Origin of the sequence: Streptomyces sp. NPDC014801, from assembly GCF_043082085.1 — a bacterium.
Taxonomy (GTDB): Bacteria; Actinomycetota; Actinomycetes; order Streptomycetales; family Streptomycetaceae; genus Streptomyces.
Genome location: NZ_JBIBXG010000001.1, coordinates 445,431 through 463,475, shown reverse-complemented (window position 1 = coordinate 463,475; position 18,045 = coordinate 445,431). Strand labels below are relative to the sequence as shown.

General features: G+C 72.5%; 19 protein-coding genes and 2 tRNA genes. 3 read left to right on the top strand and 18 right to left on the bottom strand.

Annotated elements, in window-relative coordinates; all coding sequences use genetic code 11:
- The first annotated feature begins 87 nt into the window (after positions 1-87).
- A complete protein-coding gene (locus ACF1AL_RS02020) occupies positions 88-1,536 on the top strand; it encodes a cytochrome b/b6 domain-containing protein (RefSeq protein WP_391825333.1) in 1,449 nt (482 codons plus the stop codon).
- Entirely contained in the window at positions 1,533-3,146 is a 1,614-nt protein-coding gene (locus tag ACF1AL_RS02015) for an NADH-ubiquinone oxidoreductase-F iron-sulfur binding region domain-containing protein (protein WP_391819091.1), read from the top strand. The genes ACF1AL_RS02020 and ACF1AL_RS02015 overlap by 4 nt, the downstream gene beginning before the upstream one ends.
- A gap of 112 nt (positions 3,147-3,258) precedes the next feature.
- Here ACF1AL_RS02015 and ACF1AL_RS02010 read toward each other — a convergent pair.
- From ACF1AL_RS02010 to ACF1AL_RS01965, 10 genes are all read right to left on the bottom strand, one after another.
- A tRNA-Ala gene (locus tag ACF1AL_RS02010) sits at positions 3,259-3,331 on the bottom strand.
- Between the two features lie 125 nt (positions 3,332-3,456).
- Positions 3,457-3,690, bottom strand: coding sequence for a hypothetical protein (locus ACF1AL_RS02005; RefSeq protein WP_003976229.1), 234 nt, complete (start codon positions 3,688-3,690; stop codon positions 3,457-3,459).
- Positions 3,691-3,693: 3 nt separating this feature from the next.
- The gene (locus ACF1AL_RS02000) at positions 3,694-3,867 is read right to left on the bottom strand and encodes a zinc ribbon domain-containing protein (RefSeq protein ID WP_366834560.1); all 174 of its coding nucleotides are present in this window, start codon (positions 3,865-3,867) and stop codon (positions 3,694-3,696) included.
- Between the two features lie 311 nt (positions 3,868-4,178).
- Positions 4,179-4,251: transfer RNA gene (locus tag ACF1AL_RS01995), tRNA-Ala, on the bottom strand.
- Positions 4,252-4,361: 110 nt separating this feature from the next.
- The gene (locus ACF1AL_RS01990) at positions 4,362-5,045 is read right to left on the bottom strand and encodes a histidine phosphatase family protein (RefSeq protein ID WP_366834559.1); all 684 of its coding nucleotides are present in this window, start codon (positions 5,043-5,045) and stop codon (positions 4,362-4,364) included.
- Entirely contained in the window at positions 5,042-5,488 is a 447-nt protein-coding gene (gene rsfS / locus ACF1AL_RS01985; RefSeq protein ID WP_366834558.1) for a ribosome silencing factor, read from the bottom strand. Before rsfS ends, ACF1AL_RS01990 begins: the two co-directional genes overlap by 4 nt.
- A 76-nt stretch (positions 5,489-5,564) precedes the next feature.
- A complete protein-coding gene (locus tag ACF1AL_RS01980) occupies positions 5,565-7,313 on the bottom strand; it encodes an LCP family protein (RefSeq protein ID WP_391825332.1) in 1,749 nt (582 codons plus the stop codon).
- A gap of 16 nt (positions 7,314-7,329) precedes the next feature.
- Positions 7,330-8,031 (bottom strand): nicotinate-nucleotide adenylyltransferase, encoded by a 702-nt coding sequence (gene nadD, locus ACF1AL_RS01975; protein WP_366834556.1) that lies wholly within the window; start codon positions 8,029-8,031, stop codon positions 7,330-7,332.
- Between the two features lie 109 nt (positions 8,032-8,140).
- Positions 8,141-8,305, bottom strand: coding sequence for a hypothetical protein (locus tag ACF1AL_RS01970; RefSeq protein ID WP_366834555.1), 165 nt, complete (start codon positions 8,303-8,305; stop codon positions 8,141-8,143).
- Between the two features lie 110 nt (positions 8,306-8,415).
- Positions 8,416-8,577: a hypothetical protein gene (locus ACF1AL_RS01965; protein WP_366834554.1), complete on the bottom strand. Its 162-nt coding sequence runs from the start codon at positions 8,575-8,577 to the stop codon at positions 8,416-8,418.
- A 115-nt stretch (positions 8,578-8,692) separates the two neighbouring features.
- Between ACF1AL_RS01965 and ACF1AL_RS01960 the strand changes: the two genes are divergently transcribed.
- Complete coding sequence (locus ACF1AL_RS01960) at positions 8,693-9,820, top strand: M48 family metallopeptidase (RefSeq protein ID WP_391825331.1); 1,128 nt, start codon at positions 8,693-8,695, stop codon at positions 9,818-9,820.
- An 88-nt stretch (positions 9,821-9,908) separates the two neighbouring features.
- On the opposite strand, the gene ACF1AL_RS01955 is transcribed toward ACF1AL_RS01960, so the two are convergent.
- The 8 genes from ACF1AL_RS01955 to rfbA all read right to left on the bottom strand — a co-directional run bounded on the left by ACF1AL_RS01955 (position 9,909) and on the right by rfbA (position 17,998).
- Positions 9,909-10,979 (bottom strand): hypothetical protein, encoded by a 1,071-nt coding sequence (locus ACF1AL_RS01955; protein ID WP_391825330.1) that lies wholly within the window; start codon positions 10,977-10,979, stop codon positions 9,909-9,911.
- A gap of 98 nt (positions 10,980-11,077) precedes the next feature.
- Positions 11,078-11,677: a hypothetical protein gene (locus ACF1AL_RS01950; RefSeq protein WP_391825329.1), complete on the bottom strand. Its 600-nt coding sequence runs from the start codon at positions 11,675-11,677 to the stop codon at positions 11,078-11,080.
- Positions 11,678-11,815: 138 nt separating this feature from the next.
- The gene (locus ACF1AL_RS01945) at positions 11,816-13,102 is read right to left on the bottom strand and encodes a glutamate-5-semialdehyde dehydrogenase (protein WP_366834550.1); all 1,287 of its coding nucleotides are present in this window, start codon (positions 13,100-13,102) and stop codon (positions 11,816-11,818) included.
- An 80-nt stretch (positions 13,103-13,182) separates the two neighbouring features.
- Positions 13,183-13,674 (bottom strand): hypothetical protein, encoded by a 492-nt coding sequence (locus ACF1AL_RS01940; RefSeq protein WP_366834707.1) that lies wholly within the window; start codon positions 13,672-13,674, stop codon positions 13,183-13,185.
- 172 nt (positions 13,675-13,846) lie between these two features.
- Positions 13,847-14,953, bottom strand: coding sequence for a glutamate 5-kinase (proB, locus tag ACF1AL_RS01935; protein WP_366834706.1), 1,107 nt, complete (start codon positions 14,951-14,953; stop codon positions 13,847-13,849).
- A gap of 504 nt (positions 14,954-15,457) precedes the next feature.
- Entirely contained in the window at positions 15,458-16,420 is a 963-nt protein-coding gene (gene galE, locus ACF1AL_RS01930; RefSeq protein WP_391694837.1) for a UDP-glucose 4-epimerase GalE, read from the bottom strand.
- Positions 16,421-16,482: 62 nt separating this feature from the next.
- Positions 16,483-17,088 carry a dTDP-4-dehydrorhamnose 3,5-epimerase gene (rfbC, locus tag ACF1AL_RS01925; protein ID WP_366834548.1) on the bottom strand — a complete coding sequence of 202 codons (606 nt, stop codon included), beginning with the start codon at positions 17,086-17,088 and terminating at the stop codon, positions 16,483-16,485.
- 31 nt (positions 17,089-17,119) lie between these two features.
- A complete protein-coding gene (rfbA, locus tag ACF1AL_RS01920) occupies positions 17,120-17,998 on the bottom strand; it encodes a glucose-1-phosphate thymidylyltransferase RfbA (protein WP_366834547.1) in 879 nt (292 codons plus the stop codon).
- Positions 17,999-18,045 lie beyond the last annotated feature (47 nt).

The window sequence follows — 18,045 nt, the reverse complement described above, 5'->3', positions numbered from 1 at the left end:
AATAACCGAAACCTCGTACCCGTCGGTATGACGCCACCTAGAGTGCGGCAACGGGACCGCTTTCCCGAACTGCTCGGAGTTGCCCCCATGAACCGTCGTCGTAGTACCCCCTCGCTCCCCCGGCCCGGCCGCTCGGCCTACGGGGTGGCGTCGGCCGTCGTCCTGCTCCTCATCCCCGTGATCGTGCTGGTGGGAGGTGACCGGGTCCGCGACTTCCTCAACTTCGGCGCGGGCGTCCTCTCGCTCGTCTCGCTCAGCTGCTCGGTGATCTGGGGCCTGGTCGCCCAGGACCGCATCCTGCTGGGCACCCGCCAGCGGATCGTCGGGCAGGCGGTGCACCGGACGACCGCGGTCGCCTCGATCGCGTTCCTGCTGCTCCACATCACCACCAAGCTCGCCCTCGACCACACCGTGCTGATCGCCGCGGTGATCCCCTTCTCGCTGGGCGTCACCGGCAGCGCCGGCCTGATCGGGCTCGGCTCCGCCGCCGGACTGCTGATGATCTTCGTGGGCATCACCGGGGCGCTGCGCTCCACCTTCGCCTCCCCCGCCCCGGTCGCCGCCCGCTGGCGCGCCATGCACATGTTGGCCTACCCGGCCTGGTGCGCCGCCCTGGTCCACGGCCTCTACGCGGGTCGATCCGCCAAGCCGCTGTTCGTGATCCTCTACGGCACGGCCCTGCTCGGCGTCATCGCCGCCCTGGCGCTGCGCGCGGCCCCGCGCCCGGTCAAGCGCCGGGTCGCCGACACCCTCGCCGGCTTTCTGGGCACGGACGAGCGCGCCGCCCGCGAGGAGCTGGAGGCGAGCCGAGCCCGGGTGACGGAGGCGGCGGGCCGGGTCCCCGCGGCGGCGGGCGCCTCAGCGCTGCCCGGCTACGACATCCCCCGGCAGCGCACGGCCGAAGCGGCCGCCCCGGCACCCGAGCCCGCCCGGCCCGAGCCGGCCGGCGGTTTCGCCGCGGCCTACCGTGCCGTCTCCGCACGCGCGCGTGCGTCGCAGCAGCCCACCGGCGACCAGGACTACGTCACGGCCCAGTCGCCCACAGTCGGCCAGCCCTTCGCCACCGGCCAGACCTTCGCCACCGGCCAGACCTTCGCCACCGGCCAGACCTTCGCCGCGGACCAGGCCTTCGCCGCCGGGCCGTCGTACGCCGGGGAGTACGCGCAGGGCGGCGGCGCGCCCGGGGGCCCGTTCGAGGCGCAGCCCACCCAGGCGATGCCGCGGGTGGACGGCGGCGCGGGCGCCACCGGCAGCTGGCCGATCCCGTCCCCGCCGCCGGTCGGCGAGGCGCCCCCGTCGGCGTACGACCCGCTCACGGACACCGGCTACACCGTCCCGGCCTACGGCGGCGGCAGCGGCGCGGGTTACGCCGGACGTGACCTGTACGACACCGGTGAGACATATCCCGGCCCCGGCGCGTACAACCAGAACGACACGTACACCAGTGGTCCCGCCACGGAAACCCTCCCCGGTGCCGCCTATGAGGCGCCGGGTTCCGGCGAGCCCTGGAACACGCCTTCCGGAGGCTACAGGTGAACGAGGCCCTGCCCGACGTCCCCGAGGTCCGCGTGGTCGGGCTTCCGCAACTCACGTCGGGTTTCGACCTTGTCGAGCGACTCGATCTCCCGATGCACCTGAAGGTGCACGGGCCGCTCGAACCGCTGGGCGGCGAGCAGCTCGCCCAGCTCGCCGAGCGCATCAACCTCAGGGGCCGCGGCGGCGCGGGCTTCCCCTTCCACAAGAAGCTGCGCTCGGTCGCCGAGTCGGCGATCCGCCGCGGGGTGCGGCCGGTCGTCGTCGTCAACGGCAGCGAGGACGAACCCGCCTGCCGCAAGGACACGGTGCTCATCAACCGCGCCCCGCACCTGATCCTGGACGGTGCGCTGCTGTGCGCGGAGGCCCTCGGGGCCCGCACGCTCGTGGTGGGGGTCACCCGGGAGTCCACGCAGCGCTCCATGGAGGCCGCGCTCGCCGAACGCGGCCTGAGCAACGGCCGCCGCTCGGCGCTGCGCGCCCGTGTGCAGCGCAACCCGGTGCGCATGGTCACCGGCGCGGCCGCCTCCCTGATCCGCTCGATCGACGGCGGCCCGGCGATCCCGCCCGGCCGCAAGATCAGCGCCTCGGTCAGCGGCGTGGGCGGCGCCCCGACCCTGCTGTCCAACGCCGAGACGTTCGCCCAGCTCGCGATCGCCGCCCGCATCGGCCCGGAGCGCTACGGCAACACCGGCCTGTACGACGAGCCGGGCACCGTCATGCTGACCGTGTCCGGCGCGGTGGCGCGCCCCATGGTGATCGAGGTCCCCACGGGCGTCCCGCTGCGCTACGTGCTGCAGCTGGCGGGCGCGCCGCCGGTGCCGCAGGGTGTGCTGACCGGCGGCTACCACGGCAAGTGGATCGACGCGGCGACCGTGAACGAGGCGATCGTCTCACGCAACTCCCTGGACGCGGTGGGCGGTTCATTGGGCGCCGGGGCGATCCTGCCGATCAGTCAGGAGACCTGCCCGCTGGGCGAGTCGCTGCGGGTGGCGCAGTGGCTGGCCGAGGAGAGCGCCGGCCAGTGCGGCCCCTGCTACCTGGGTCTGCCGGCCGCGGCGCGCGGCATGGAGGACATCCTGAACGGCGGCGGCCCGGCCGCCCTGGAGGCGCTGAAGCAGGTCGCGAAGAACGTCAAGCGGCGCGGGGCGTGTTCGCACCCCGACGGCTCCGCGATGTTCCTGGAGTCGACGATCAAGGCGTTCACCGACGACCTCGCCGCGCACGTCCTCGGCAACGGCTGCGGACGGCCCGTGCAGGGCGTGCTGCCGCTGTTCGAGGGGGGCAGGGCCCCGACGGGCATCCCGGGCGGCGGAGCGGCCGAGGAGACCGGTCCGAGCCGGCAGAAGATCTACGTGGACTGGACGCTGTGCCGAGGGCACGGCCTGTGCGCGGACATCCTGCCGGAGGTGTTCCAGCTGGGCGCCGACGGCTTCCCGACGGTGGCGCAGGCGTCGGTGCCGCGGTACGCCGAGGCGAAGGCCCTGCGGGCGGTGCGCCGTTGCCCGGCGCTGGCGCTGCGCATCGAGGAGGACACGCGCGCGGAGTCCTCCTCCCGCGTCAACCTGCCGGTGCTGTCGCAGGGGCGGGGCCGGCGAGCGCTCGGCCGCTGAGGCCCGGGGGGGGGAGGCGGTCCGCGGCGGCCGCCTCCCCCGCCCACCGGCGTGACGTAGGCAACACGACGAGGGCGGGCCATCCTCTCGGATGACCCGCCCTCGACTGCTGTGGAGCTAAGGAGAATTGAACTCCTGACCTCCTGCATGCCATGCAGGCGCTCTACCAACTGAGCTATAGCCCCTTGCTTGGTTGCCGCCCGGTTTCCCTCTCGGTTCCCCCGGCGACGACGTAAACATTACAGGTCCGGGGGGTGCAGCGCCAAATCCGTTTCCCGCGCGCCCCGCTCGGGGGCGTACGCCCGATTTGTCAGGCCGTGACGAAGGAGTAGAACCGTTTGAGCGTGCAGTGTTCCTCGAGCAGCCGGCCGTAGATCGGCTCGCCCTCCAGCTCGCGGTACGTCTCGATCGGGTCGCCTTTTATGATCAGCGCCCGCGCACATTCCTCGCACCAGTACTGGTAGTCCGGGTTCACCGGTTCCATGTCGCGGACGATCGGCGTACCGCTGCCGCACCAGTCGCACTTCCGCCTGTGGGCACCCATCGGTCAGCTCCAGCTGTGGCCGCAGGCCGTGCACACGTACCTGATCCCGCCGTTGTCGCCGAGGACTTGGGCCACGTGCGCGGAACCGCAGGAAGGGCAGCTGAGCCGGGTCGCCGTACCCCGTGTCCAGCCGGCGTCGAAGAGGTCACCGACCTCTTCGCGGATGCTCGCAGGCATCACCACTCCCTCCCGTCGGGCCGCGCCCCCTTCCGGCCGTTTGATTCTGCCACGGCCGGACCAATACGGTCAGCGACGCCGTCGTACCGGTCCGGACACGGCACCCACCCCGGCCGGCGGGGCGAACGCGCGCGTGTGTGTGAGAAGCGCTTCACCAGAGCTATACGCCTCGCGGCGCCGACCGACTCAAGCCGCGGGGCCACAAGCGTGCACGTCGTGACGTCCCGATACCCGGAACATGAAAAATCCCGCCCCCAAGGGGACGGGATCTTCATCAACCGATCACTGACATCCGGCCGGATGTCGATCAGTGGAGCTAAGGAGAATTGAACTCCTGACCTCCTGCATGCCATGCAGGCGCTCTACCAACTGAGCTATAGCCCCTGGCCTTGTTCTTCCCGCTCGGCGGGGCGAACAAGAAGAACTTTAGCCTGCGACCTGCCGGAAAGTGAAATCCGGGTCCCGGGCGCCGCGGGCGGCGCCCGATCCGGCGGTCAGTCGTCGTCGCCGAGGACCGGTTCCGGCAGGGTGCCGGCGTTGTGCTCCAGCAGCCGCCAGCCGCGGGCGCCCTCGCCGAGCACGGACCAGCAGCAGTTGGACAGCCCGCCCAGGCTCTCCCAGTGGCGGGCCTCCAGGCCGAGCAGCCGGCCGATGGTCGTGCGGATGGTGCCGCCGTGACTGACGACGACGAGCGTGCCGTCCTCGGGCAGCTTCTCGGCGTGCCGCAGCACGACCGGGGCGGCGCGGTCGGCGACCTCGGTCTCCAGTTCGCCGCCGCCGCGGCGGACGGGCTCGCCGCGCTTCCACGCGGCGTACTCCTCGCCGTGGCGCGCGACGATCTCCTCGTGCGTCAGGCCCTGCCAGACCCCGGCGTAGGTCTCGCGCAGGCCCTCGTCGTGGGTGATCTCCAGGCCGGTGAGCGCGGCCAGCTCGGCGGCCGTGCGGGCGGCCCGCTGCAGGTCGGAGGAGATGATCGCGTCGGGGCCCAGCGAGGCCAGCAGGCGCGCGGCGCGGCGGGCCTGGGCGACGCCGGTGTCGGTGAGCGGGACGTCCGTCGAGCCCTGGAAGCGGCGCTCCACGTTCCAGGAGGTCTGGCCGTGCCGCCACAGGATGACGCGGCGGCCGCGGCCCGGCTCGCGGCCGCCCCGGGAGCCGGTCCCGGCGGCGGGTGCGGTCATCGCCACTCCCCGTCGGGCTCGGCGGCCTCCTCGGCGGCCTGCTGCTTGGCGTGCTCCTCGGCCTTGCCGCGGGTGGCGCGGGCGTCCTCGGGCAGGTCGAGCTCGGGGCAGTCCTTCCACAGACGCTCCAGCGCGTAGAAGACACGCTCCTCGCTGTGCTGCACGTGGACGACGATGTCGACGTAGTCGAGCAGGACCCAGCGGGCCTCGCGGTCGCCCTCGCGGCGCACGGGCTTGGCGCCGAGTTCCTTCTGCAGGCGCTCCTCGATCTCGTCGACGATCGCCTTGACCTGGCGGTCGTTGGGTGCGGAGGCCAGCAGGAAGGCGTCCGTGATGGACAGGACGTCGCTCACGTCGTAGGCGATGACGTCGTGGGCGAGCTTGTCCGCGGCCGCCTGGGCGGCGGTGTTGATCAGCTGGACAGAGCGGTCGGTTGCGGTCACTACAGGGCTTTCCGTCGGCGGTCGTTTGCCTTCAAGGGTCTCATGACCGCCGACGGCGCCCCGGGTGATTAAAGGATCACCCCGAGGGCGGGTAGTCGCGGCCGAGGACGACGGTGACGTCCGCGTTGCCCGTCACCGTGCCCCGGGTCACCGCGCCGGCGGGCAGGCCCAGGGTCTTGGCGACCTCCGTGGCGTCGTCCTTGTGGGCGGCGTCGGCGTACAGGACCTGCGTGGTCGCCCGGGACGGGGCGGTGCCGCCGCCGACGAAGGTGAAGCCGCCGTTGAGCAGCGCGACCCTGGCCTTGTCGGTGTCGCCCTTGTCGCCGCCGGCGTTCTGCACCGAGACGCGGACGGCGGAGCCCTGGTCGGGGCTCTTGGCGGTGCCGCCGAGGACGTCCTTGACGACGCTGTCCGCCGCCTGGGCGCTGAGGGTGCCGTCGCCCTGCACCGGCAGCAACGCCGTCTTGTAGTCGCCGCCCTTGGCGAGGTCGGCGAGCTTGGCGAGGAAGGTGCCGAGGTCCTTGTCGGTCAGGGACGGGTCCAGGATCTGCTGGAGCGTCTGCACGGTGACCGTGGCGGCCTGCGGGTCGGACGACATCTTGCGCAGCACGCCCTGCATGACCTGCCCGAACCGCTGCAGCTGCGCGTTCTGCGCCTCGCCGGCGGCCCGGTAGGTGGCGTAGGCGACGGCCATCTTTCCGCTGAGGGTCTGCCCGGAGCCCTTGTGGACGAGCGGCGGGCCGCCCTTCTTCTTGGCGTCCGGGTCGGGGACGTCGGCGTCGGTGTCGACCTCGATGTTGCCGACGACGTCGACGAGGTTCTGCAGGTAGGGGGTGTCCAGCCGCCAGGTGCCCTCGATGTCGGTGCCGAGGACGGTGTCGAGGGCGTCGCGGGTGCCGGAGGAGCCGTCGGCGTCGACGGACTTGGCGAGGGTGGTGGTGGAGCCGTCGTCGTCGGTCAGGGCGAGGTTGTTGGGCAGCAGGACGGTGGTGCCCTGCCGGGTGGTGGTGTTGTCGACGAGCAGCGCCGTGGCGGTGCCGCCCTTCTTGGTGTCGTGCAGGTGGACGACGACGACGTCGCGTTTCTGCGCGGCCGCGGCGGTGCGGCCGCCGGCGGACTTGGTGTCCGAGGAGGACAGGCCGGGCAGCTTCCCGGCGTACCAGAGCCAGCCGACGCCGCCGACGGCGACCAGGGCGAGGACGACGGCGAGGGCGGTCAGGCGGCTGCGGGCGCGGCGCCGGGCCTCCTCGCGCCGCTCGGTGCGGTTCTCGGTGAACTTCAGCCAGTCGATGACGTCCTCGGAGTCGTCGTCCGGCTCCTCGACGAAGGCGAACTGCCCGGTGTCGTACTCCCCCGCCGGCCGCTCCTCGGGCTCGGGCTGCCAGGCGTCGGCCCCGTCGGCCGGGCCCGCCTGCTGCGGGATGTGCGCGGTCTGCTCGGCGACGCGGGCCTGCTGCCCGGCGACCCGGGGCTGCTGCCCGGTGGCCGCGCTCTGGCCGTAGGGGTCGTACGGCGTCGTGGGCGCGGCGCCGGTGCCGTGGCCCGCGTAGGGGTCGTACGCCTGGGGCTGGGTGCCGGTGGCGTACGGGTCGTAGCCGTACCCTTGCGCCGCGTAGGGGTCGTAGGGCGTCTGCGGGGGCTGGGGCGGGGCGGGGACCTGCCGGTAGACCGGCTGTCCGTAGGCGTCGTAGCCGACGAGTTCGTACTGGCCGTACGGGTCGTACTGGTTCTGCCGGCCGTACTGGTCCTGCTGGTCGTACTGGGGGTGCTGGTCGTGCTGGTCGCCGCCGTGGCCGCCGTGTCCCGCGTCGTATCGGTCGTTCACCGGTGCCCCTCTCGGCTCACTCGCCGCGGTACAGCTCGCGCTTGTCGATGTAGCGCACGACTCCGTCCGGCACCAGATACCAGATGGGTTCGCCCTTGGCGACCCTCGCCCGGCAGTCGGTGGAGGAGATGGCGAGCGCGGGCACCTCGACGAGCGAGACGCCGCCCTCCGGCAGTCCGGGGTCGTCGAGGTGGTGGCCGGGCCGGGTGACGCCGACGAAGTGCGCGAGGGAGAACAGCTCCTCGGTGTCGCGCCAGGTCAGGATCGCGGAGAGGGCGTCGGCGCCGGTGATGAAGAACAGGTCCGTGTCGGGGTTGAGGGCCCGCAGGTCGCGCAGGGTGTCCACGGTGTAGGTGGGGCCGCCGCGGTCGATGTCGATACGGCTGACGGAGAACTGCGGGTTCTCGGCGGTCGCGATGACCGTCATCAGGTAGCGGTCCTCCGCCGGGGAGACCGTGCGGTGGCTCTTCTGCCACGGCTCGCCGGTCGGCACGAAGACGACCTCGTCGAGGTGGAACTGCGCGGCGACCTCGCTGGCGGCCACCAGGTGGCCGTGGTGGATCGGGTCGAAGGTGCCGCCCATGACGCCGAGGCGGCGCTTGCCCGGGTTGACCGGGCCGTGGCCCGGGGCGCTCAGGTGCGCGAGCGGCGTCCGGCCGCGGTGCGGGCCGCCGGCCGTCTCGTGCGCCGGACCGGTAGGCATGTCCTGCTCTCCCATGCGTGCAGACCCTACCGGCCCGGCCTGAGGGCTCCGGCCGCCCGTTCCCCGAAGGGGCCGCGGCGGCCGTCGCCGGGACGGGCCGGGGCGGCCGGGCGCGGGGCCCGGATCAGCGGTCGCGGTTGAAGCGGGTGGTGATCCACAGAAGGAGCAGCAGGATGGCGAGGGCGGAGCCACCGGTGACCGCGGGGTCGAGACTGTTGTGGTTTCCACCGTGCTCCCCGCCCTCGGCGGCGAGGGTGACGAACTGTGCAGCGGCGCTGTGGATGCTCATCTTCGGCAGGACCTAACGCGTGTGGGCGGGATAAGGACGTCGGCTCATCGTATGCGGGGCGGTCGCCGGCGATCACCCCGACTCCACCGTTGGGGAACCTTCGCAGGTCCTCAGTCGTCCTTGCGCTTGTAGCCCCGCAGCAGGAACCACCCCATCAGCGCGCACCCCAGGATCATCACGATCAGGACGACCCGGAGCAGATTGCCGCCCCCTTGGTGCTGGACGGCGCTCGCGGCCTCGGTGAGCCAGTCGGCCCGGGGGGTGTGCTCCATGGCGTGGAACTCCTTCGCTGTAGTGCCCGTCCACGGTAACTCCGCCTAGGCTGGGCTCTGCTTCGGGGGCGCACCGGGCCGCGGCGCGGCCCCACCGACGCACATGGGGGATCACATGTCCGACGACGGCCACGAAGACACCGGGCGCGGAAGCGTGCCGAGCAGGCGGCGCAGGCGGTTCCCGGGGATCTCCTCGCGCGCCTACGAGCATCCGGCCGACCGGTCCGCCCTGGTCGCGCTGCGCAAGCTGAGCGGCTTCGACACGGTGTTCAAGGCGCTGAGCGGGCTGCTGCCGGAGCGGAGCCTGCGGCTGCTGTTCCTGTCCGACTCCGTGCGGGTCTCGGACCAGCAGTTCGCGCACCTCAACGACATGCTGCGGGACGCCTGTTACATCCTGGACCTGGAGAAGGTCCCGCCGATGTACGTCGCCCAGGACCCGCAGCCCAACGCGATGTGCATCGGCCTGGACGAGCCGATCATCGTGGTCACCACCGGTCTGGTGGAGCTGCTGGACGAGGAGGAGATGCGGGCGGTCGTCGGGCACGAGGTGGGGCACGCGCTGTCCGGCCACTCCGTGTACCGCACGATCCTGCTGTTCCTGACGAGCCTGGCGGTCCGGGTGGCCTGGATCCCGCTGGGCAACCTCGCGATCATGGCGATCGTGACGGGGCTGCGGGAGTGGTTCCGCAAGTCGGAGCTGTCCGCCGACCGGGCGGGCCTGCTGGTCGGGCAGGACGTGCAGGCCTCGATGCGCGGCCTGATGAAGATCGCCGGCGGCAACCACCTGCACGAGATGAACGTGGACGCGTTCCTGCAGCAGGCCGAGGAGTACGAGTCGGCGGGCGATCTGCGCGACTCGGTGCTGAAGATCCTGAACGTGCTGCCGCGCTCGCACCCGTTCACCACCGTGCGGGCGGCCGAGCTGAAGAAGTGGGCGCAGTCCCGGGACTTCCAGCGGATCATGGACGGTCACTACGCGCGGCGCACCGAGGACAAGGACACCTCGGTGTCGGACTCCTTCCGGGAGTCCGCGGCGCACTATGCCAACCACGTCAAGACGTCGAAGGATCCGCTGATGAAGCTGGTCAGCGACCTCGCGGGCGGTGCGGGCGACCTGGGCGGCCGGGTGCGGCGCGGCTTCAGCGGCTTCACCAGCCCGCCGCCGCCCGGCGACCGCGCGTCGAAGGACGCACCGCCGAAGGACGCGCCGCCGAAGGACACCCCGCCCGGCGAGGAGGACTGACCGGGCGGACCGTGGCGGTGTCGCGCCGCCGGGGTCACACCCAGGTGTCGCGCCGCCCGGGTCACACCCAGCTATCGCGCCGCCCGGGTCACACCCGGGGCTGGGCGCTGGTGGCGAGGGTGCCGCACAGGGCGGTGGCGCTGCCGGTCGCGTACGGGTCGGTGCCGGCCGGGCCGCCGGACTTCGCGGTCTGCCCGGCCAGCAGCGGGTGCAGGCGGTCGGTGGCGTCCTCGGCGCAGGACAGCGGGCCCGCCTGCAGATACGAGGCGACCAGCTGGGCCTGGTGCAGCCGCAGGTCGTCCCGGTCGAAGCGGAACTGCAGCTGACGGCGCACGGTGAACAGGGACGCCTGCGCGTGGCCGCCGGAGCCGGTGGGCCGCAGGGCGTAGACGAAGGTGTGGTCGGCCGTGACCTCCAGGGTCGCGGCGTCGGTCTCGGCGGCCGTCAGGGTGCCCTGGACGCGGATCTTGGAGTCGGCGAGTTCGGCCTGGGAGGGGTCGAGGCGGACCATCCAGCCGGTGGGCGCGTGCCGTCCGTCGGCGGCCGGCCGGCGGAAGCTCTGGTCGAACTGGTCGAGCTGGTCGGTGTCGAGCAGGACGCGCACGGGGCGGACCTGCTGCCCGGTGAGCACCTCGGGGTAGAGCGAGGAGCGGACGAGGTAGTCCTTGGCGGTGGTGAGGGCGGCCACGACCTGGCTGTCGGAGAAGTGCGCGGTGCTCTGCGAGGCCGGCAGCGGGATGCCCTCGGCGCCGATCCGGAACTGCGCGGCGGGGCTGTGCGCGTACAGCTGGTCGGTGTCGGCCGTGCCGGGGACCTTGCCCTGCGGGGCGAGCGGGATGACGGTCATGCGCAGCGGGTCGGGGGGCCGGCGGATCGCGGCCGAGCCGTAGGGGTGCCGTACGCCCATGTAGACCGCGGTGCCGAAGGCGACCGCGACGAGCAGGACCAGCAGCAGGGCCTGCCGGGACAGCCCGCGGTGCAGGGGCGGGCGGCGGCGCACGGCGGGAGTGTGCTCGGCCATGCGCTCCTCGGCGGAGTACTCCTGGAGGCGGGCAGCACGAACGAACGACTCGTCGAACACGACGGATCGGTACTCGTCCTCTCCACCACCGGGGGCGCCCTCGGGTGTCCCCTCGGGTGGCTCTCCAGGCCCGCCCATATATTCAGAGTAGGTCTCCGGCACGCGCGGTAAACGCCCTGGTACACGTCAACTTCTGACAGCCTCTCACCGGCCGCCGGGGGCGTTCGGCCGGTCGGTCAGGGCGTGCGCGGATCGGCGGGCACCGCCGGGTGGGAGTAGTCCGCGGAGGCCGAGGGAACCGCCGGAGGGCTCTGTTCCAGGCCGGTGGACGCGGGCGGCGGAGCCTGGTCCCGGTCACCGGCGGAACCGCCCCGGTAGACCGCGGCGAAGGCCAGCGCGACCATGCCGATGCCCATCACGAGGGCGAGCATCCAGGCGACGGGCCGGTGCCAGCGCACCTGTTTGGCGTACGGCCCGAAGAGGCGGTGGCGGTCGTCGAAGAAGGTGGGGTCGTCCAGGTCGTCGACGTCGGGATCATGGCCGAAAGCGCCGCGCCCGCCCGGGCCGTGGTCGTCGTAGCCCTCGCCCCGGTGGTGGGCGCGGCGGGCCTCGGCCTCGGAGGCCTCGGCGCGGGCCTGGGCGGCGGCGAGGAGGCGTTCGACGGCCGTCGGTTCGTGGACGGTGGCCGCCCGGACGAAGGCCTCGTCGAACACCACGGAGGCGAACTCTTCGTCCGACACCCCGCGGTCGTGGTCGTCGTCGGGCTCCCAGCCGTCAGGGAACGGCGTACCCCCCACGTCCTCCGGCACGGATCCAGAGTAGACCTGGGGGGTCAATTTGGGCAGACGGTATGGAAATTCGTCCGGCGGGCGGGGTGCCGTTCAGGCCACGCACGGAAAGACCGAGGGGCACATGCCGTCCGCATATGCCCCTCGTCCGGTACGGCCCCGCGGGCCGCGTACGACCGCCGTGGCTCAGCGCCGGATGTGCCCGTCGCCCGTGACGATGTACTTGGTGCTGGTGAGTTCCGGCAGGCCCATCGGGCCGCGCGCGTGAAGCTTCTGCGTGGAGATGCCGATCTCGGCACCGAAGCCGAACTGGCCGCCGTCGGTGAACCGGGTGGAGGCGTTCACGGCGACCGTGGTGGAGTCCACCAACTGGGTGAATCGGCGGGCCGCCTGCTGCGAGGTGGTCACGATGGCCTCGGTGTGACCGGACGTCCACAGCCGGATGTGCTCGACGGCCTTGTCCAGGGAGTCCACCACGGCCGCGGCGATGTCGTACGACAGGTACTCGGTCTCCCAGTCCTCCGCGGTGGCCGGCACCACGGTGGCGCGGGACTCCTTGGCGTACGCCTGCACCCGCTCGTCGGCGTGCACGGTCACCCCGGCGTCGGCGAGGGCGTCCAGGGCGCGCGGCAGGAACTCCGCGGCGATGTCCTGGTGGACCAGCAGGGTCTCGGCGGCGTTGCACACGCCGACCCGCTGCGCCTTGGAGTTGATCAGGATGTCCACGGCCATGTCGAGGTCGGCCTGGGCGTCGACGTAGACGTGGCAGTTGCCGGTGCCGGTCTCGATCACCGGGACGACGGACTCCTGCACCACGGTGTTGATCAGCGAGGCGCCGCCGCGCGGGATGAGCACGTCGACCAGGCCGCGGGCGCGCATCAGCTCGCGCACGCTCTCCCGGCTCTCGCCGGGCACCAGCTGGATCGCGTCGGCGGGCAGCCCGGCACCGCCGACGGCGTCGCGCAGCACCCGCACCAGGGCGGTGTTCGACTGGTACGCCGAGGAGGAGCCGCGCAGCAGCACGGCGTTGCCGGACTTCAGGCACAGGGCGGCGGCGTCGACGGTGACGTTGGGGCGGCCCTCGTAGATGATCCCGACGACGCCGAGGGGCACCCGGACCTGGCGCAGGTCGATGCCGTTGGGCAGGGTCGAGCCGCGCACCACCTCGCCGACCGGGTCGGGCAGCGCGGCCACGTCGCGTACGTCGGAGGCGATGGCGCGGACCCGCTCCGGGGTGAGGGTGAGCCGGTCGACCATGCCCTCGCTCATGCCGTTCTCGCGGGCCTTGGCCACGTCGAGGGCGTTCGCCTCGACGATCTCGCTCGTACGGACCTCCAGCGCGTCCGCGACGGCGAGCAGCGCGTCGTCCTTCTCGGCCCGCGGCAGCGGCGCGAGCGTGGCGGCGGCCGCCTTGGCACGGTAGGCGGCCTGGCTGACCGGGGACATCGAGTCGTACGGCGAGAGCGTGGTCATGAGGGAAGCGTAGTGCGGCCGGCCGGGCCGCTCACCGCGCGTTTCACACCCCGAGACGGGATCAACCGTCCCGGAGCATCTCAAAACGGCTGGACCCCGACACGGGAGGCGGGTGGCGGTCCGTACCCCTCGGCGACGCGCTGGTGGTAGGTCTCGCGGTCGATGACCTCCAGGCCGACGATCTCCCAGGCCGGCAGCCCGGCGGTGCGGCGGTGCTCGCCCCACAGCCTGAGGGCGACGGCGGCCGCGTCGTGCAGGTCGCGGGCCTCCTCCCAGTACCGGATCTCGGCGTGGTCCGCGGCGTATCTGCTGGTCAGCAGGAAGGGGTGGTCGTGCGCGAGCTGTTCGAGGGCGCGGCGCAGCTCGGGCAGCGGGGCGGGCTCGCCGGAGACACTGAGGGTGACGTGCCACAGCCGGGGCAGGTCCTCGGGCGGCGTCTCCTGCCGCTCGCCGGCCGTGACGGACGACAGGGCGCGCTCCTCACCGGCCGCCCGGGGTGCGCGGCCGCCGCCCGCCGCGCCGCCGCCCGCGCCGCCGCGGGATGCCGCCGCCCCGGGTCGCACTCGTCTCACGACGGCCACGACGGCCTCCTTCGCCCAGTGCTCGTGCGGATGTGTCCCTGAGACAAGGATGGGTGCCTCACCCAAAGTCCAGCAGGCCGCACGGCTTCGCGGGGCGGTTTTGCGGAACGTCGCCCGCGGAAGCGGACGTTTCGACCCCGGTTACGGGCACGTTCGACCCGGTTTACGGCTGCAGCAACACCAGGTCGTCCCTGTGTACGACCTCGCGTTCGTACGCCGGGCCCAGCTCGCGGGCCAGTTCCCGGGTGGAGCGGCCGAGCAGCCGGGGGATCTCCTTGGCGTCGAAGTTGACCAGGCCGCGGGCCACCGGCTTCCCCTGCCGGTCGCGCAGCTCGACCGGGTCGCCGGCGCTGAAGTCGCCGTCGACGGCGGCGATGCCGGCCGGCAGCAGCGACGTGCGGCGCTCGACGACCGCACGGACCGCGCCGTCGTCCAGGGTGAGGGAGCCCTGCGGGGTGGAGGCGTGCTGCAGCCACAGCAGCCGGTCGGCGGAGCGGCGGCCGGTGGGGTGGAAGTAGGTGCCGGTGTCGCCGCCGCCGAGCGCGTCGGCGGCGTGCACGGCGCTGGTCAGCACCACCGGGATGCCGGCGGCGGCCGCGATCCGGGCCGCCTCGACCTTGGTGACCATGCCGCCGGTGCCGACGCCCGCCTTGCCGGCGCTGCCGATCTCCACGTGCGCGAGGTCCTGCGGGCCCTTCACCTCCGCTATCCGGGAGGTGCCGGGCTTGCTCGGGTCGCCGTCGTAGACGCCGTCCACGTCGGACAGCAGGACCAGCAGGTCGGCGTGGACGAGGTGGGCCACCAGGGCGGCGAGGCGGTCGTTGTCGCCGAAGCGGATCTCGTCCGTGGCGACGGTGTCGTTCTCGTTGACGATCGGGAAGGCACCCATCGCCAGCAGCTTGTCCAGCGTGCGGGAGGCGTTGCGGTGGTGGGTGCGGCGGCTCATGTCGTCGCTGGTCAGCAGCACCTGGCCGACGCGGACGCCGTAGCGGGCGAAGGAGGCGGTGTAGCGGGCGACGAGCAGGCCCTGGCCGACGCTGGCGGCGGCCTGCTGGCGGGCCAGGTCCTTGGGGCGGCGGCGCAGGCCGAGGGGGGCCAGGCCGGCGGCGATGGCGCCGGAGGAGACCAGGACGATCTCCTTCTCGCCGCCGCTGCGGTGCTTGGCGAGCACGTCCACGAGGGCGTCGACGCGGTCGGCGTCCAGGCCGCCGGCGGCCGTGGTCAGCGAGGAGGACCCCACCTTGACGACGATCCTCCGGGCGTCGGTCACGTCCTGCCTTGCCACTGCCACCTGCGCCGTCCTCACTCGCTTCCTCGGGCCGCGTCTGTGGGGCGCGGCGTGCCGGGAAGGAAAATCTACGCGAGCTTGGGGGGTGGGTGCGCGGGTGTTTCGCAGCGTGGACCTGCGGTGCGGGGCGGGGGGTGAGCGCCGTGGGGTGCGGTGGCCCTCGTTGTGCGGCGCCCGGCGTTTTGGTGAGCGCCGTGGGGTGCGCTGCCCTGCGGTGCCGGTTGCCCGGTGGCTTCGTGGACGCCGTGGGGTGCGCTGCCCGGCGGTGCCGGTTGCCCAGTGGCTTCGTGGACGCCGTGGGTGCGCTGCCCGGCGGTGCGGGGTGCCGCTGCGCCCACCCGTGCCGCCCCAGCGGCACGACTGCCCGCAGCTACGGCGGATCGGATGCCCGTGGCTGCGGACGGTGACTCGGCCGCTGCTGGGTGGGCGCCGGTCCGGCGGCGCGAGTGCCCGCAGCTACCTGGGGAGTGGCCCCGTGACTTGCGGTCAGCGCTGGGTTGTTTTTCGGGCTTGCCAGGCTGAGGTGATCATGCTGGGGACGTCGTGGTGGGGTTTCCAGGGGAGGTCTGTCATCAGGCGGTCGGCCGTGGCGACCACCTTGGGGGGGTCGCCGGGGCGGCGGTCGGTGATCTGCGGAGGGATGCCGTGGCCGGTGATCTCGCCGATGAGGTGGATCATCTCCCGGACCGAGACGCCCTCGCCGCGGCCGACGTTGTAGACGAGGTCGCCGGCGCCCGAGGCGAGCCGGCGGGCGACGGCGAGGTGGGCGTCGGCCACGTCGGCGACGTGGATGTAGTCGCGCACGCACGTGCCGTCGGGCGTCGGATAGTCGTCGCCGAAGATCAGCGGCGGCAGACCGGCGTCGAGCCGCTCGAAGACCATGGGGATGAGGTTGAACACGCCGGTGTCGGCGAGCGCCGGCTCGGCGGTGCCGGCGACGTTGAAGTAGCGCAGGCACGCCGTGGCCAGGCCGTGGGCGCGGCCGGTGGCGCGCACCATCCACTCGCCGGCGGTCTTGGTCTCGCCGTAGGGGCTGAGCGGCGCGAGCGGGGTGTCCTCGGTGACGAGTTCCGTGGGCGGTGTGCCGTAGACGGACGCGGAGGAGGAGAAGAGGAAGCTGCGCACTCCCGCCGACACCGCGGCGTCCAGCAGGATCTGAAGCCCCGTCACGTTCTCGCGGTAGTAGAGGAGGGGCTTCTCGACGGACTCGCCGACCGCCTTCTTCGCGGCGAGGTGCACGATGCCCTCGACCGCGTGCTCGCGCAGCACACGGTCGAGGAAGGCGCGGTCGAGCACGCTGCCGCGCTCCAGCGGGACCTGCGGCGGCAGCCGGCGCGGGTCGCCGCTGGAGAGGTCGTCCACGACGACCACCGGCTCACCCGCCTCGGTCATGCTCTTGACGACGTGGGAACCGATGTAGCCGGCACCGCCGGTGATCAGCCAGGTCATCCGCGCACCCTAACAGCCGGGTGTCTGCGCACCGTAAGCATGCGTGAACCGAACGTGAGCGCTCAGTCGCGCTCGGCGAGGGACGCCCGGAACGCCAGGCACTCCTCGTACACCGGCAGGATGCCCGCCTCGCGCGCCTGCTGGAGCGTCGGTCCCTGGGCGTCCTTGGCGGACAGCTCGGGCTCGCCCTCGACCGGCCACTCGATGCCGATCGTCGCGTCCAGCGGGTACACCGTCCGCTCGCGCTGCGGGGCGTAGCCCTCGGAGCACAGATAGGTGACGGTGGCGTCGTCGGTGAGCGCACAGAAGCCGTGGCCGAGTCCCTCGGAGAGGTAGACGGCCTTGCGCTCCTGGTCGTCCAGGCGGACGGCCTCCCACTGCCCGAAGGTGGGCGAGCCGACCCGCACGTCGACGATGACGTCGAGCACGGCGCCGCGCACACAGGTGACGTACTTGGCCTGCCCGGGCGGCACGTCGGCGAAGTGGATGCCGCGCACCACGCCGGCGGCGGAGACGGAGAGGTTGCCCTGCTTGAGGTTCAGCGGGTGGCCGACGGCCTCGGCCATGCGCTCGGCCTTGTACCACTCCAGGAACAGTCCGCGGGCGTCGCCGTGCTGCTGCGGGACGAACTCCCACGCGCCCTCGATGCCGAGGGGGTTGACCTTCATGACGTGTGTCCCCTTACTTCTTCGCCGGCTCTCAGGCGCGACCGGACTCGTGGTCGAGCAGGTCCAGGAGGTAGTTGCCGTAGCCGCTCTTGGTCAGCGGCTCGGCCAGCTCGCGCAGCCGGTCGTCGTCGATGAACCCGGCGCGCCAGGCGGCCTCCTCCAGGCAGCCGATCTTCATGCCCTGGCGCTCCTCGACGACGCGGACGTACTCGGAGGCCTGGACGAGGGACTGGAAGGTGCCGGTGTCCAGCCAGACGGTGCCGCGGTCGAGGACGGAGACCTGCAGCTCGCCCCGCTCCAGGTAGTAGGCGTTGACGTCGGTGATCTCCAGCTCGCCGCGGGCGCTGGGGGTGAGGTTCCGGGCGATCTCGACGACCCGGCTGTCGTAGAAGTACAGGCCCGGCACCGCGTAGCGGGACTTGGGGTTCTTCGGCTTCTCCTCGATGGAGCGGGCGCGCCCGTCCTCGTCGAAGTCGACGACGCCGTAGGCGGTCGGGTCGGAGACGGCGTGCGCGAAGACGACGCCGCCCTCCGGGTCGGAGTACTTGGCGAGCTGCCGGCCGAGGCCGACGCCGTGGAAGATGTTGTCGCCGAGGATCAGCGCGACGGGCTCGTCGCCGATGAACTCCTCGCCGATGACGAAGGCCTCGGCGATGCCGTTGGGCTTGTCCTGCGTGGCGAACTCGATGTTCAGGCCCCAGTCGGAGCCGTCGCCGAGCAGCCGCTCGAACTGGGGGCGCTCGTCGGGACCGGTGATGACCAGGATGTCCCGCAGCCCGGCCATGACCAGGGTGGACAGCGGGTAGTAGATCATCGGCTTGTCGAAGACCGGCATCAGCTGCTTCGACACCGCACGGGTGATCGGCCACAGACGGGAGCCGGTACCACCGGCGAGCACAATTCCACGCATGGGCACGCAGCCTACGGCAGGCGGATGACCGCCCCGGCCATCCACTG

What these genes read in the sequence shown, in the direction of transcription:
- ACF1AL_RS02000 (WP_366834560.1), bottom strand. Translation starts at nt 3,867, where the DNA reads ATGCCTGCGAGCATCCGCGAAGAGGTCGGTGACCTCTTCGACGCCGGC.
- ACF1AL_RS02020 (WP_391825333.1), top strand. Translation starts at nt 88, where the DNA reads ATGAACCGTCGTCGTAGTACCCCCTCGCTCCCCCGGCCCGGCCGCTCG.
- ACF1AL_RS01955 (WP_391825330.1), bottom strand. Translation starts at nt 10,979, where the DNA reads ATGGGCGGGCCTGGAGAGCCACCCGAGGGGACACCCGAGGGCGCCCCC.
- ACF1AL_RS01965 (WP_366834554.1), bottom strand. Translation starts at nt 8,577, where the DNA reads ATGGAGCACACCCCCCGGGCCGACTGGCTCACCGAGGCCGCGAGCGCC.
- ACF1AL_RS01960 (WP_391825331.1), top strand. Translation starts at nt 8,693, where the DNA reads ATGTCCGACGACGGCCACGAAGACACCGGGCGCGGAAGCGTGCCGAGC.
- rfbA (WP_366834547.1), bottom strand. Translation starts at nt 17,998, where the DNA reads ATGCGTGGAATTGTGCTCGCCGGTGGTACCGGCTCCCGTCTGTGGCCG.
- ACF1AL_RS01970 (WP_366834555.1), bottom strand. Translation starts at nt 8,305, where the DNA reads ATGAGCATCCACAGCGCCGCTGCACAGTTCGTCACCCTCGCCGCCGAG.
- nadD (WP_366834556.1), bottom strand. Translation starts at nt 8,031, where the DNA reads ATGGGAGAGCAGGACATGCCTACCGGTCCGGCGCACGAGACGGCCGGC.
- galE (WP_391694837.1), bottom strand. Translation starts at nt 16,420, where the DNA reads ATGACCTGGCTGATCACCGGCGGTGCCGGCTACATCGGTTCCCACGTC.
- rfbC (WP_366834548.1), bottom strand. Translation starts at nt 17,088, where the DNA reads ATGAAGGTCAACCCCCTCGGCATCGAGGGCGCGTGGGAGTTCGTCCCG.
- ACF1AL_RS01945 (WP_366834550.1), bottom strand. Translation starts at nt 13,102, where the DNA reads ATGACCACGCTCTCGCCGTACGACTCGATGTCCCCGGTCAGCCAGGCC.
- ACF1AL_RS01990 (WP_366834559.1), bottom strand. Translation starts at nt 5,045, where the DNA reads ATGACCGCACCCGCCGCCGGGACCGGCTCCCGGGGCGGCCGCGAGCCG.
- ACF1AL_RS02005 (WP_003976229.1), bottom strand. Translation starts at nt 3,690, where the DNA reads ATGGGTGCCCACAGGCGGAAGTGCGACTGGTGCGGCAGCGGTACGCCG.